Origin of the sequence: Kribbella sp. NPDC056951 (assembly GCF_042674205.1) — a bacterium.
Taxonomy (GTDB): domain Bacteria; phylum Actinomycetota; class Actinomycetes; order Propionibacteriales; family Kribbellaceae; genus Kribbella; species Kribbella yunnanensis.
In genome coordinates this window covers 20,727-34,166 of record NZ_JBHUQZ010000020.1, presented here as the reverse complement: position 1 = coordinate 34,166, position 13,440 = coordinate 20,727, and the positions used below count along the sequence as shown (strand labels likewise).

Genomic DNA, 13,440 nt, shown 5'->3' with positions numbered 1-13,440 from the left:
GTGAACCGGCCGAGCCGCGGAGAGTTGGTGAGTGTTGGCGGTCCGCCCCCGCCCCTTCCGCAGCACCACAAGCCGCCCGCCGCGGAACGACGAAGCCCACCCGGCGGGACACCGGGTGGGCTTCGGGATGACGGCTGGAACTCAGACGTCGTAGTACAGCTCGAACTCGTGCGGGTGGGGGCGGAGCTGGATGGGGGCGATTTCCTGGGTGCGCTTGAGGTCGATCCAGGTCTCGATGAGGTCCGCGGTGAAGACGTCGCCTTCGAGGAGGAACTCGTGGTCGGCCTCGAGGGCGTCGATGACGGCCGGGAGGGAGGTGGGGACCTGGGCGATGCCCTCGTGCTCCTCCGGGGGGAGCTCGTAGAGGTCCTTGTCGACCGGGTCGGCCGGCTCGATCTTGTTGCGGATGCCGTCGAGGCCGGCCAGGAGCTGGGCGGCGAAGGCCAGGTACGGGTTGGCCGACGGGTCGGGGCAGCGGAACTCGATGCGCTTGGCCTTGGGGTTGGAGCCGGTGATCGGGATCCGGATGCAGGCCGAGCGGTTGCGGCTGGAGTAGACCAGGTTGACCGGGGCCTCGAAGCCGGGGACCAGGCGGTGGTAGGAGTTCACCGTCGGGTTGGTGAAGGCGAGCAGCGACGGGGCGTGCTTGAGCAGGCCGCCGATGTACCAGCGGGCGGTGTCGGACAGGCCGCCGTACCCGGACTCGTCGTAGAACAGCGGCTGGCCGTTGGTCCACAGGGACTGGTGGCAGTGCATGCCCGAGCCGTTGTCGCCGAAGATCGGCTTCGGCATGAAGGTCGCGGTCTTGCCGGCCTGCCAGGCGGTGTTCTTGACGATGTACTTGAACTTCATCACGTCGTCGGCGGCCTTGAGCAGCTCGTCGAAGCGGAAGTTGATCTCGGCCTGGCCGGCGGTGCCGACCTCGTGGTGGGCGCGCTCGACGATCAGGCCGGACCGCTCCAGGGCCAGCGTGATGTCGTCGCGGAGCTCACCGAAGTGGTCGGTCGGCGCGACCGGGAAGTAGCCGCCCTTGTAGCGGACCTTGTAGCCGCGGTTGCCGCCGTCCTCGACGCGGCCCGTGTTCCAGGCGCCGGCGACCGAGTCGATGGAGTAGTGCGAGGAGTTCGCCTTGGTCTCGAAGCGGACGTCGTCGAAGACGTAGAACTCGGCCTCGGGGGCGAAGAAGGCGGTGTCGGCGATACCGGTCGACTTCAGGTACTCCTGCGCCTTGCGGGCGATGTTGCGCGGGTCGCGGGAGTACGCCTCGCCGGTCAGCGGGTCGTGCACGAAGAAGTTGACCACCAGCGTCTTGGCGCTGCGGAACTCGTCGACGTAGGCGCTGGTCGGGTCCGGCAGCAGCTTCATGTCGGACTCGTGGATCTGCTGGAAACCGCGGACCGACGAACCGTCGAAGGCCAGGCCGTCTTCGAAGACCTCCGGACCGAACGACGACACCGGGACGGTGAAGTGCTGCATGATGCCCGGCAGGTCGCAGAACCGGACGTCGACGATCTCGACGCCCTCGTCCTTGACGTAGGCGAGCAGCTCCTCAGCGCTGGAAAACATACGTACTCCTCGGGGTGGCTCAGAGATTGCAACTGAACGTAGGGCCTGCCGGTTTCTCGGCGGTGACCCCAATGTTTCGCGGATGTTACGCCCAGCGTGTCCGCGCTGACCCACTGGTGTACGCCGGTCACGCCCTGAGATCTTCCTGACCACCATGTGGCCGTCCCGGGACGCTTCCGTAGGCTAGCCATCATGGCATCATCGGCCCAGCCGGGCACAGGACCCTCCGATGAGTTTCGATTTCCGGGCAATCGGCTCGGCCTGCCCGCGGACGGTCCGGGCTCGGCCGCCGGCTGGGGCCGCCGCATCCTCGCGCTGCTGCTCGACTGGTTCATCGCGGGCCTGATCGCGTCGGCGGTCACCGGTAAGCCCATCTGGGCGGGTGGCAACGACTTCGGTACGGCGCAACTGGTCACGTTCTTCGGGATGACCGCGATCCTGGCCGGGCTGGCGGGCGGCACGATCGGTCACCGGGTGTGCGGACTCCGCGTCCTCAACGTCAAAGCCGGTCAGAACGGCGCTCAGGTCGGACTCCTCGGTGGTGTCATCCGCGCCGTACTGCTGTGTCTCGTCCTACCCGCGGTCGTCTACGACCGCGATCGCCGTGGACTGCACGATCGGGCGGCGAACACGATCGTCGTTCGCCGCTGACCTGGCAGTTCCCTGCCACTGCGGTCCCGGCGAGTTCCCGCCGTACCAGGATCGGCGGCGTGAACCTCGCCGTGACCCGAACCGCCGTACTCGCCGTAGCTCTGTTGATGCTCGCTGCGTGCGGCTCATCGGGGGATCGGGTCGCGATATCCCCCAGCGCGAGCGTTCCGACGGCGTCGGCGACGCCACCCCCCAAGTCGTCGCCGACGCCCACCCCAACAGCCACGCCCACCCCAACGCCGAAGCCGACCGCCAAGCCCGCCCCAATGGCCAAGGACGGTTCGAACTACGCAGCCTGCAGCGACAGCAACTGCGAGATCCTGATCCGACCGTCGACCACGGTCCGCTTCCGCGGCGGCGCCTTGAAGTTCGGCAAGATCGGCAAGTTCGTCCCCTTCACGATCACCGGCCGGTACGGCGGGGGCAGCGGCCAACTGGCCCCCGGCTGCATCCTCAACTTCCGGCCCGGCGGTTCCGGCGTCATCTGCGGCAGCGGGTCCTTGCCGCATCACCTGGACAAGCCCGGACTGAACCTCCGCCTCCCGTACATCGGCGGCGGCCGCGCAATCCTGAACCTCCGTGCGGTCTAGCGCCGGGTGAACCGCAACTGGACGTCGTCCAGGTAATGCGTGCGGAAACCCGCCTCCGAGTAAGCGAGGTAGAACTCCCACATCCGGCGGAAGGTGTCGTCGAAGCCGAGGTCGGCGATGGCCGGCCACTGGTCGATGAAGCGGTTGCGCCAGATCCGCAGCGTCCGGGCGTAGTCGGCGCCGAGGTGGCGCAGGACCTCGGTCTGCAAGCCGGTGTGCTGAGCCGTGACGTCCTCGATCACCTTGACCGAGGGGATCAGGCCGCCGGGGAAGATGTACTTCTGCACCCAGGTGAAGGTGTTGCGGGTGGCCAGCATCCGCTCGTGCGGCATCACGATCGCCTGGACGACGGCGACACCGCCGGGCGCGAGCCGCCGCTCGATCGCGTCGAAGTAGACCGGCCAATACTTCTCGCCGACCGCCTCGATCATCTCCACACTCAGTACGGCGTCGAACTCGCCGATCTGATCGCGGTAGTCGCGCAGTGCGACCTGCACGCGGTCGCCCACGCCGGCGTCGGCGATCCGGCGCTGGGCCAGCAGCGCCTGCTGGGAAGCGATGGTGATCGCGGTGACCCAGGCGCCGCGCTGCGCGGCGCGGATGGCCAGACTGGCCCACCCGCAACCGATGTCGAGCACGCGGGAGCCGGACTGGACGCCGGCCGCGTCGAGGATCGCGTCGAGCTTGTTCAGCTGCGCCTGGTTCAGTTCGTCGTACGACGCCTCGCCGAGCCCGAGCGTCGGGTCGGGCGTGCCGAAGTACGCCGCGGAGTAGGTGAGGCTCGGATCGAGGAACTCGGAGAACATGGCGTTGCTCAGGTCGTAGTGCCTGCTGATGTTCTCGCGGGCGCCGGCGCGGTCGTTCTCCTGCTCGCCGGGCTGGCTGCGAGTCACCAGCCAGCGCAGGGACTGCGCCCACTTCGGCAGCAGGTGCCGGGTCTCCTCGTTGCTGAAGCGCTCGGCGAACGGCACCAGCAGATCGGCCAGATCGGTCCCCGGCTCGGGGTCCCAGTCACCGGCCAGATACGCCTCGCCGAATCCGGAGCCGGCGTCCTGTCCGAGCCGGTCCAGGAACGCCGCGCTGCGGTGCACCCGCATCGCTGGGCCACCCGCGCCGTACGACTTGTTGTCCAGGTGGATGGTGGCCGGGAGGTCCTTGGCGATCATCCGGATCGCGGCCAGCGCGCCGACCCGGCGGACCGGGTTCGACCGCGGTCTGGCCAGCGTGGGCCATGTCTCGGCCACCGGCTGGTGCACCGCCGGCATCAGATCCGTCATGACTTTCTACCTCACCCCTTGAACCGTCCTGGCCGCACTCTAAGGCCGATTGCCCTCCGGCTGCTGCGACACAAGGCACAGGACTGCTGTGACTGGCACAAAATGGCCCACGCCTAGTCAAACGCCCCTGAAGCCCATCGGTTACCCCCGCTTTTCTGGTTCAGACCAGTGACGCTGGGTACCGGGGCGGACAGACGTCGGCCCCCGCTCACCTGGGGTGGGCGGGGGCCGATCGATCTGAGGTTCAGCGGCCCTTCATGGCCTGCCGGGCGCCCTTCATGCTGGTCGGCACCGGGCCCTTGGGCATCGGGACCTGCGGGCGGACGGCGTCCAGCGCCTTCAGCCGCTGCAGCAGGTCGGTGATCTCCGACGGCTGCAGAGCGGCCGGGAGCTTCATCACGTGCTTGGTCAGCTTGCGGATGTCGATCTCGTCGTCGCCCTGACCGGCGATCAGCTGGATCACCGGCGCGCCGCCGGCGACCCGGCTGTGCTTCTTGCCCTCGGCGGCCAGCAGGTTCTTCACGCGGCTCGGTGCACCCTCGCCGACCAGGACGATGCCCGGCCGGCCGACGACCCGGTGCACGATGTCGGCGTTCTTGGTGACCGCGACCGCAGGCGTCACGTTCCACCCGCGGCGCAGCGTCTGCAGGGCGGAGGCGGCCGCGCCGGTCTGGCCCTCGATCTGGCTGTACGCCGCCTTCTCGACCTTGCGGCCGAAGATGATCGTGGCGGCCAGGAAGCCGAGCGCGACACCGAGCGGGATCCAGACCAGCAGCGGGCCGACGAAGTACCCGACCGCGACGAACACCGCGACGATGCCGAGGAAGATCCCGGCGAGCACCAGTCCGACCTTGGGGTCGGACTTCTTGGTCAGCTGGTACGCCGACCGGATCTGCTTGAGCCGGCTGGTCTTCTCGGCGGGCGCGTCGTTCTTGGCCATCTCTACCTTGTCCTGGTCTAAGCCTGCGGGGCGTTCATACGTGACTCAACGGCCTGACGGTACAGCCGTCCGGCGCGGTACGACGACCGTACCAGCGGACCGGACAGTGCACCGGCGAAACCGATCTCCTCGGCCTCGGCCTGCATCTCCACGAACTCCTCCGGCCGGACCCACCGCTCGACCGGGTGGTGCCGCACGGACGGACGCAGGTACTGGGTGATGGTGATGATCTCGCAGCCGGCCGCGTGCAGGTCCTTGAGCGCCTGGCTGACCTCGTCGCGGGTCTCACCCATCCCGAGGATCAGGTTGGACTTGGTCACCAGGCCGTAGTCGCGGGCCTGGGTGATGACGTCCAGCGAGCGCTCGTAGCGGAAGCCGGGCCGGATCCGGCGGAAGATCCGCGGCACCGTCTCGACGTTGTGCGCGAACACCTCGGGCCGCGAGGAGAACACCTCGGCCAACTGCTCCGGTACGGCGTTGAAGTCGGGCGCGAGCATCTCGACCCCGGTACCGGGGTTCAGCTCGTGGATCTGCCGAATGGTCTCGGCGTACAGCCACGCACCGCCGTCCTCGAGGTCGTCACGGGCCACACCGGTCACAGTCGCGTAGCGCAGACCCATGGTCCGGACCGATTCGGCGACCCGGCGCGGTTCGTCGCGGTCCAGGTCCTCCGGCTTGCCGGTGTCGATCTGGCAGAAGTCGCAGCGCCGCGTGCACTGGTCACCACCGATGAGGAACGTCGCCTCCCGGTCCTCCCAGCACTCGAAGATGTTCGGGCAGCCGGCTTCCTGACAGACTGTGTGCAGCTGTTCGGATTTCACCAGCTTCGAGAGGGCCTGATACTCCGGGCCCATCTTGGCGCGAGTCTTGATCCACTCGGGTTTGCGCTCGATCGGGGTCTCCGCGTTGCGCACTTCGAGCCTGAGTAGCTTCCGTCCTTCAGGGGCGATCGTCACAGCTCCCAGGGTACGCGCCGCTGTTCAGGGGCCAATCACCCGTACGCTGATGAGCTATGGCCACCCTTGAACTCGGCAGTACGCCGGCCACCGCCGACCCCGGTCCGCCGCCGGAGCGGCCGACCACCGAGCGGGCCTGGATCCGGCCCCGCCCGACCGCCCGGGAGCGGCGTCACGACATCATCCTCGGGCTCGCGATGGCCGCGCTCGCGGTCGTCGGCACCGAACTGTCCCGCACCGCCGCGCCGATGGCGGTCGACCTCGGTCTGGGTGGCGTGGAGTCGTACGTGCTGGCCGCTGCCGGTGTGCTGCCGCTGTGCTTCCGCCGGGTCGCTCCGATCCCCGTGATGCTGCTGGTCGCCGTACTGTTCGTGCTGACCGGCATCCGGGCGCCGTTCGCGTACGCCGGCAACCTCGTCACGCAGGTGGTCATGTTCATGGCGATCTACGCCGCGGTCGCCTGGGCCCGGGAACGCCGCCTGCTGAAGGCCACGACGGCGGTGGTGTTCGTCGGGATGTTCGGCTGGCTGGCCAAGAACTTCCTCGACGCGCTGCAGATGAACCAGATCACCGGCCCGAACAAGGGCATCGCGTCGCCGTACGTCTCGGCCGTGATCCTCGCGGTCGCGCTGAACGTCCTGTACTTCTTCGGCGCCTACCACTGGGGCCGGACGGCGTGGGGCGTGGCGCGGCAGCGGGCCGAGCTGGAGCAGCAGGCCATCGAGCTGGCCGCCCAGCAGCAGGCCAATGCGCGGCGGGCGGTGATCGACGAGCGGCTGCGGATCTCCCGTGAGCTGCACGACGTGGTCGCGCACCACATCAGCAGCATCGGCGTGCAGGCCGGGGGAGCACGCCGGGTGATGGAGAAGGACCCCGAGGCGGCCAAGAACGCGCTTGGGGTGATCGAGGAGTCCAGCCGGACCGCGGTCAACGAGATGCGCCAGCTGCTCGGCATGCTGCGCGCCGCTGACCCGGATCTGGATGTCGATGCACCGGACGAGAAGGCGCCGCAGGCCGGTGCGGACCGGCTGCCGGCTCTGATCGCTGAGGTGAACGGTCAGGGGCTGGAGGTCGGTTTCCACCAGATCGGTTCGCTGCAGGAGCTCCCGAAGACGGTGTCGGTCTCGGTCTATCGGATCGCCCAGGAGGCGCTGACCAACGTCCGCAAGCACTCGACTGCACGCAGCGCGCACATCACCCTGCGGTACCTAGCGGACGCGGTTGAGCTCGAGGTGATCGACGACGGCCGTCCCAAGCATGCCTCCGTCGGCAGCCGGCTGGGCCATGTCGGCATCCGTGAGAGGGTCAGTCTGCTCGGTGGTGAGAGCGAGATCGGCCCGCGGCCGGTGGGAGGATTCCGGGTCCGGGTGCGGATTCCGGTGCGACAAGGGGTGAGTGAATGATGCGCGTGCTGCTGGTCGACGACCAGGACCTGGTCCGGGCCGGCTTCCGGATGATTCTGTCGGTCGAGTCCGACATCGAGGTGGTCGGTGAGGCGGCCGACGGCGAGAAGGCGGTCGAGCTCGCGCTGCAGTTGCGGCCGGACGTCGTACTGATGGATGTGCAGATGCCTGGGATGGACGGCATCACCGCGACACAGAAGATCGTCGCAGCGGATGCCGGCAAGGTGATCATCCTGACCACCTTCGACCGGGACGACTACCTGTTCGAGTCGCTCGGTGCGGGGGCCAGTGGGTTCCTGCTGAAGAACACCGCACCGGAGGACCTGGTCGAGGCGATTCAGGTCGTGCACTCGGGCCACGCGCTGCTCGCGCCCGAGGTGACCCGTCGGGTGATCAAGCGGTTCACCGGTGGCGGCGAGCGGGTCTATCGCCCGGATCTGATCGCTGACCTGACCGAGCGCGAGCGTGAGGTCCTTGGGCTCATTGCACGCGGCCTCACCAACACCGAGATCGCCAACCAGCTGTACGTCGGCGAGGCCACGGTCAAGACGCATGTCTCCCGAGTGCTGCTCAAGCTCGGGCTGCGGGACCGCGTCCAGGCTGTCGTCTTCGCCTACGAGTGCGGGCTGGTCACGCCTGGCGACGATCTGGCCGGCTGAGTACTGCGCCAACCAGCAGTACGACGACTGCCGCGCACCCGACGACCACGCCGACCGTGGACAGCACCAGCGGCAGTACCAGTACGACGGCCACGCTGATCAGCACGAAGATCAGCGGTGTGACCGGCGGATTGACGATCGGCGCGTGTACTAGCCAGAGCATGCTCAGAAACACAGCCACTGGCAGAGCAACGGCGTACCCGACCGACTGTGGTGCGTGAGTGGTCTCCTCGACCGCTACCTCCAGTCCACCGCCCAGTGCGGCCAGTGCGGCGAACAGGAAGAAGTGACCGTAGCCCCAGCGGTAGGAGTGCTGACGGCGTTCGCTGAGGCCCTCACCGGACGGGTGCAGGAAGTAGAGCCACCACAGCGCGAACAGCAGCACCAGTCCGGCTCCGGCGACCAGCAGGAAGGACGCGCTGAGGTGGTCCGCAGCGGCTTCGACACCGCGGCTGGCCGCGAGCACGCTCTCGCCGAGCAGGATGATCACGAACAGTCCGTACCGCTCGGCGATGTGGTGCGGGTGCCAGGTGGTCTGCGGTCCGCGCTCGGCCCACCGCGGTACCGAGAGTTCAACGACGACCAGCAGTACGAACCAGGGGAGTGCGAGATCCGCGAAGGTCAATGCGAGTAGCCAGCCGATTTGAGCCGCTGTGATCCCCGCGGCGTACTTGAGCGCCGTACTGCGCCCTGCCGGGTTCTCGTACGCCGCGCGCAGCCACTGAAGGACCAGTCCGGCTCGCATGATCAGGTACCCGATCAGCACGGTGCGGTAGTCGCCAGAGGCAGCTGCGGACGGTACGCCGGCCGCCAGCACGAGCACTCCGGCCATCTGCACCATGGTGAGCAGCCGGTACGGCAGATCGTCGGTGTCGTACGACGAGGCGAACCAGGTGAAGTTCATCCAGGCCCACCAGATCGAGAAGAACACCTGCAGGAAGCTGAGCACCTCGACGTGGCCGTCGGCGATGCTGTGCGCGAACTCCGCGGTCACTGCGGCGACCGCCACCACGAAGGTGAGGTCGAACAGCAGCTCGAGCGGGCTGGAGGTCCGGTGCGCCTCGTCGATCGGCCGCGCGGTCATCCGGGTCCGGATACGGGTGGTCGCCATACCCGTGTAGACAGCCGAGCCGGCGCCGCTGTGACAGCCGATGTCACAACTGGGTGGGGTGCCCTGTCTTGACTTGTGAGTGGCGCCAGTCGGGCGCCTGGCAGGCAGGAGCGGGTTGTGAAGATCGTCGTGATTGGCGGCACCGGGCTGATCGGATCGAAGGTCGTGCGGCGGCTGGAGGCACACGGGCACAAAGCGGTCGCGGCGTCGCCCAACTCGGGCGTGAACTCGCTCACCGGCGAGGGCCTGGACGAGGTGATGACCGGTGCGTCCGTGGTCATCGACCTGTCCAACTCCCCGTCGTTCGAGGACCAGGCGGTGCTGGACTTCTTCCGCACGGCCACCACCAACGTGCTGGCCGCGGAGAAGCGGGCCGGCGTCGGCCACCACGTCGCACTGTCGGTCGTCGGCACCGAGCGCTCGCCGCAGATCGGCTACTTCCGCGCCAAGATCGCCCAGGAGGAGCTGATCGAGGCTTCCGGCATCCCGTTCTCGCTGGTGCACGCGACCCAGTTCTTCGAGTTCGTGAAGCCGATCGCCGACAGCGCCGAGGTCGACGGCAAGGTCCGGATCCAGCCGGTGAACTTCCAGCCGATCGCCGGTGACGATGTCGCCGACGAGGTCGCCAAGGTCGCCGTGGGCGAGCCGCTGAACGCACGGGTCGAGATCGCCGGACCGGAGCTGAGCCGGATGGACGAGTTCTTCCGCAAGGCACTGGCCGAGCTGAACGACCCCCGTGAGGTCGTGACCGACCCAGAGGCCCAGTACTACGGCGCTGTCGTCAGCGAGGACGCACTGGTACCGGTCGGCGAGGCAGTGCTCGGCCGGATCCACTACGGCGATTGGGAGAAGAAATGACCAGCGACGACTTCCTGCACGAGCTGGAGGCAGAGACGAAGGCGGAGCTCGGTGCGCTGGAGTCCGCCGTACCGGATGTCGAGCTGCCGGTGGAGCAGTGGACGGTAGACCCAGCTGAGGAGGCGATGGAGCGAGCGAGCCTCCGCAGCTTGCTAGCCGCAGAGAGGGCTCTGGAGGAATGAGACCGGCCCTGGGGGTGTGTGGCCGCACACCCCCAGGGTCTCCTCACGCCTTGACGCGTTCCAGCTTGTCCGGGTTCATCTGGACGTTGATCTGGTAGATGCCGTCGGTGGACGCACTGACCGTGATGATGGTGCGGACCTGACCGTCCACGGTCACCAGCGCCGCCGGACCGCCGTTCAGCTGCGTCCAGACGACCTCCACACCGACCCAGAACCGGGTGTGGAAGGAACGGAAGAACTTCGCCACCCGCTCCGACCCGACCACCGGGAACTTCGATGCGCGCGCCTTGCCGTTGCCGTCGGACACACTCGTCACATCGGCCGCGAACAGCCCCTCGAGCTCCACCAGGTCCCCTGACTTGGCAGCATGCACGAACGCGGTCAGCAGCCGCTGCTGCTCGGCCGCATCCACCTCGACGCGCCGCTCGCCGTCCACATGCTTGCGGGCCCGGCTGACCAGCTGCCGCACCGCAGGCTCATTCAGCTGCAGGATGTCGGCGATCTGGCTGTACGGGTAGTCGAACGCCTCCCGCAGCACGTACGCCGCCCGCTCATTGGGGGACAGGCGCTCCATCAGCAGCAGTACGGCGAACGCCAGCGCCTCACCGCGTTCCGCACCGAGGTACGGGTCCGCGCTCGTGTCGACCGGCTCCGGCAACCACGGTCCGATGTAGGACTCCCGCCGTACCCGAGCCGACTGGGTCGCGTTGATCGCGAGCCGGGTGGTCGCAGTGGCCAGATAGGCCGCCGGGTTGAGCACGACAGTGCGGTCCGCCAGCTGCCAGCGCAGCCACACGTCCTGCACGATGTCCTCGGCCTCACTCGCGCTGCCGAGCATCCGGTAGGCGATGCCGAAAAGCCTCGGTCGCACCTCGTTGAAGATCGCGGCCGCTTGTTCGAGGTCGTCGCTCACAGTCGTCATCATCCTCCCTCGTCGCGCTGTCACCAGTCCCGACCGTCCGGACACGCCAGATGTGACATCGGGGCACCGTGGCGTAGCCCACGTCCCCGGTCTCCACTCGGCTCTCCACCGTGCGGATGACACCGGTGATCACCCTGGCGGCCGACGATCGGCGGGGTCCGGAGTGGCTAACTTTGAGTCACCTCCAGAAGGAGGCGGTGTGACACAAGGGACAGGTGACGGATGCTGAGGGTGGCTGGACTCACTCGGCGGTTCGGTGAACAGCTGGCGCTGGACGACGTGACGTTCGACGTCGTACCAGGGCGGATGACCGGGTTCGTCGGGGCCAACGGGGCCGGGAAGACGACGACGATGCGGATCATCCTCGGCGTCCTGGCCGCGAACGCCGGCGAGGTGCGCTGGCACGGCGAACTGCTGACACAGAAGGTACGGCGGGACTTCGGCTACATGCCGGAGGAGCGCGGGCTGTACCCGAAGATGAAGATCCGCGACCAGCTGGTCTTCTTCGGCCGGCTGCACGGTCTGTCGGTGGACAAGGCCACCGAGCGGACCGACAAGCTGCTGACCCGGCTAGGACTGGCCGAGCGGGCGACCGACGTACTGGAGACGCTCTCACTGGGTAACCAGCAGCGGGTGCAGATCGCGGTGGCACTGATCCACGAGCCGATCGCGCTGGTACTGGACGAGCCGTTCAGCGGCCTCGACCCGCTGGCCGTCGACGCCATGGTGGATCTGCTGCGCGAGGAGGTCACTCCGGAGGTTCCGGTGCTGTTCTCCAGCCACCAGCTCGACCTGGTCGAGCGGCTCTGCGACGACCTCGTGGTGCTGTCCCGTGGCAAGGTCGTTGCCGCGGGCCCCGTTGCGGAACTCGCCGCGAGCCAGACCCCGACGTACCGGCTGGTGGTCGACGGCGACGCCGGCTGGCTGCGTGACCTGCCCGGTCTGCACGTCCGCGACGTGGCCGGCGGTACGGCGCTCTTCGACGCCGAGGACACGGGTGTCGCACAACAGATTCTTCAGCAGGCGATGAGCCGTGGACCGGTCCTGGAGTTCGGGCCGGAGCGGGTGGCACTGAGCGACGTCTTCCGGGAGGCGACCCGATGAACGACCGGACACTGGATCGGCCCTGGGTGCTGATCGCCGAGCGCGAGATCACTACCAAGCTGCGCGACAAGACCTTCATCGGCTCGACGCTGGTGATGCTGGTCGTCGTCCTGGCCGCGGTGATCCTGCCGGCACTGCTGGCCGGTGGCAGCGGCCCGGACAAGATCGCCGTGATCGACGACGGGGGAGCGGCCGTCGTACAGCGAGCCTCGAAGACGCAGGGCGGCGATGGCTACGAGGCCTTGCGGGTCGCGGATCAGGCCGCCGCGGAGCAGGCGGTGACGGACACCGATGCCAGCGTCGCGTTGCTGCCAGGACCTGACGGCTACGTCTTGGTCGGCAAGGACAAGGTGGGCTCGGAGACCGGGGTCGCCTTGCGCGCGGCCGTGGCCGAGGTCGGGATGGAGAAGAACGCGGGCGCGGTGAAGCTGACGCCTGAGCAACTGCGGGCGGGTACGCAGGTGACGGAGAAGATCCTCGAGCCGGGTCCGCTGCCGGGGTACGTGTCCGACTTCGTGAACATCGGGCTGGCGCTGGTCTTCTACATGACCGCGCTCGGATTCGGCATGATGATCGCGCAGAGCGTCGTACAGGAGAAGGAGAGCCGGGTCGTCGAGATCCTCGCGGCTTCGGTGCCGATCCGGTCGCTGCTGTGGGGCAAGGTGCTCGGCAACACGGTGCTCGCGCTCAGTCAGATCCTGGTGATCGCGATCGCCTCGGTGATCGGGCTGACGGCGACGGACCAGCTCGACATCCTGTCGGTCGTGGCGCCGGTGGCCGGGTGGTTCGTGGTCTTCTTCGTGCTCGGGTTCGTCGCGTTGGCCGGGCTGTGGGCAGTGGCCGGTTCGCTGGCGACCCGGCAGGAGGACCTCGGGTCCACGACGCTGCCTGGGCAGATGATCCTGATGATCCCGTTCTTCTTCGCGGTCTTCGCCGGATCGGAGGCCCGAGAGATCGCCTCGTTCATCCCGATCGCGTCCTCGATGTCGATGCCCGGCCGGATGCTGACCGAGGACGTACCGCTCTGGCAGCCGCTGGCGGCGATCGGCATCCTGCTCGTGGCCACCGTGCTGATCATCCGGCTCGGAGCCCGGCTGTACGAGCGCACGCTGCTCAAGACCGGCCGCCGGCTCGGTTATCGCGAGGCCCTGGCGCTCGAAGCTGGGTGACTATCGTTACAGCCCGGGCGAGCGTTACAGGTTTAGCCCGGGCTGTAACGGA

14 protein-coding genes are annotated in these 13,440 nt (G+C 68.0%); 8 read left to right on the top strand and 6 right to left on the bottom strand.

The genetic code is table 11. The features are described from left to right. Positions 1–141: 141 nt before the first annotated feature. Entirely contained in the window at positions 142–1,566 is a 1,425-nt protein-coding gene (gene glnA, locus ACFTSF_RS40405; RefSeq protein WP_344150174.1) for a type I glutamate--ammonia ligase, read from the bottom strand. Positions 1,567–1,758: 192 nt separating this feature from the next. On the opposite strand from glnA, the gene ACFTSF_RS40400 reads away from it, so the two are divergent. Beyond that, positions 1,759–2,217: an RDD family protein gene (locus ACFTSF_RS40400; protein ID WP_380160763.1), complete on the top strand. Its 459-nt coding sequence runs from the start codon at positions 1,759–1,761 to the stop codon at positions 2,215–2,217. A 59-nt stretch (positions 2,218–2,276) separates the two neighbouring features. After that, positions 2,277–2,807, top strand: a complete 531-nt coding sequence (locus ACFTSF_RS40395) for a hypothetical protein (RefSeq protein WP_380160762.1) — start codon at positions 2,277–2,279, stop codon at positions 2,805–2,807. On the opposite strand, the gene ACFTSF_RS40390 is transcribed toward ACFTSF_RS40395, so the two are convergent. The 3 genes from ACFTSF_RS40390 to lipA form a co-directional block, all read right to left on the bottom strand. Further along, complete coding sequence (locus tag ACFTSF_RS40390; RefSeq protein ID WP_380160760.1) at positions 2,804–4,084, bottom strand: class I SAM-dependent methyltransferase; 1,281 nt, start codon at positions 4,082–4,084, stop codon at positions 2,804–2,806. The two genes, ACFTSF_RS40395 and ACFTSF_RS40390, sit on opposite strands and share 4 nt — an antisense overlap. Before the next feature lie 244 nt (positions 4,085–4,328). Then, positions 4,329–5,024, bottom strand: a complete 696-nt coding sequence (locus ACFTSF_RS40385) for a DUF4191 domain-containing protein (RefSeq protein ID WP_344150182.1) — start codon at positions 5,022–5,024, stop codon at positions 4,329–4,331. 17 nt (positions 5,025–5,041) lie between these two features. Further along, positions 5,042–5,980, bottom strand: coding sequence for a lipoyl synthase (lipA, locus tag ACFTSF_RS40380; protein ID WP_344150185.1), 939 nt, complete (start codon positions 5,978–5,980; stop codon positions 5,042–5,044). 56 nt (positions 5,981–6,036) lie between these two features. Between lipA and ACFTSF_RS40375 the strand changes: the two genes are divergently transcribed. Further along, positions 6,037–7,383: a sensor histidine kinase gene (locus ACFTSF_RS40375; protein ID WP_380160757.1), complete on the top strand. Its 1,347-nt coding sequence runs from the start codon at positions 6,037–6,039 to the stop codon at positions 7,381–7,383. After that, a complete protein-coding gene (locus ACFTSF_RS40370) occupies positions 7,380–8,042 on the top strand; it encodes a response regulator transcription factor (RefSeq protein ID WP_344150191.1) in 663 nt (220 codons plus the stop codon). Before ACFTSF_RS40375 ends, ACFTSF_RS40370 begins: the two co-directional genes overlap by 4 nt. Here ACFTSF_RS40370 and ACFTSF_RS40365 read toward each other — a convergent pair. Then, on the bottom strand, positions 8,014–9,153 hold the full coding sequence (locus tag ACFTSF_RS40365; RefSeq protein ID WP_380160755.1) for a low temperature requirement protein A: 1,140 nt from the start codon (positions 9,151–9,153) through the stop codon (positions 8,014–8,016). The genes ACFTSF_RS40370 and ACFTSF_RS40365 overlap by 29 nt on opposite strands. A 117-nt stretch (positions 9,154–9,270) precedes the next feature. Here ACFTSF_RS40365 and ACFTSF_RS40360 point away from each other — a divergent pair, with 117 nt between their 5' ends. Then, positions 9,271–10,011, top strand: coding sequence for an SDR family oxidoreductase (locus tag ACFTSF_RS40360; RefSeq protein ID WP_380160753.1), 741 nt, complete (start codon positions 9,271–9,273; stop codon positions 10,009–10,011). After that, positions 10,008–10,193: a hypothetical protein gene (locus tag ACFTSF_RS40355; protein WP_380160751.1), complete on the top strand. Its 186-nt coding sequence runs from the start codon at positions 10,008–10,010 to the stop codon at positions 10,191–10,193. Before ACFTSF_RS40360 ends, ACFTSF_RS40355 begins: the two co-directional genes overlap by 4 nt. A gap of 43 nt (positions 10,194–10,236) precedes the next feature. Here ACFTSF_RS40355 and ACFTSF_RS40350 read toward each other — a convergent pair whose 3' ends face one another. Then, positions 10,237–11,115: an RNA polymerase sigma-70 factor gene (locus tag ACFTSF_RS40350; protein ID WP_380160749.1), complete on the bottom strand. Its 879-nt coding sequence runs from the start codon at positions 11,113–11,115 to the stop codon at positions 10,237–10,239. Positions 11,116–11,337: 222 nt separating this feature from the next. Between ACFTSF_RS40350 and ACFTSF_RS40345 the strand changes: the two genes are divergently transcribed. Further along, positions 11,338–12,219 carry an ABC transporter ATP-binding protein gene (locus ACFTSF_RS40345; protein ID WP_380160748.1) on the top strand — a complete coding sequence of 294 codons (882 nt, stop codon included), beginning with the start codon at positions 11,338–11,340 and terminating at the stop codon, positions 12,217–12,219. Then, the gene (locus tag ACFTSF_RS40340) at positions 12,216–13,388 is read left to right on the top strand and encodes an ABC transporter permease (protein ID WP_380160746.1); all 1,173 of its coding nucleotides are present in this window, start codon (positions 12,216–12,218) and stop codon (positions 13,386–13,388) included. The genes ACFTSF_RS40345 and ACFTSF_RS40340 overlap by 4 nt, the downstream gene beginning before the upstream one ends. Positions 13,389–13,440: the final 52 nt, after the last annotated feature.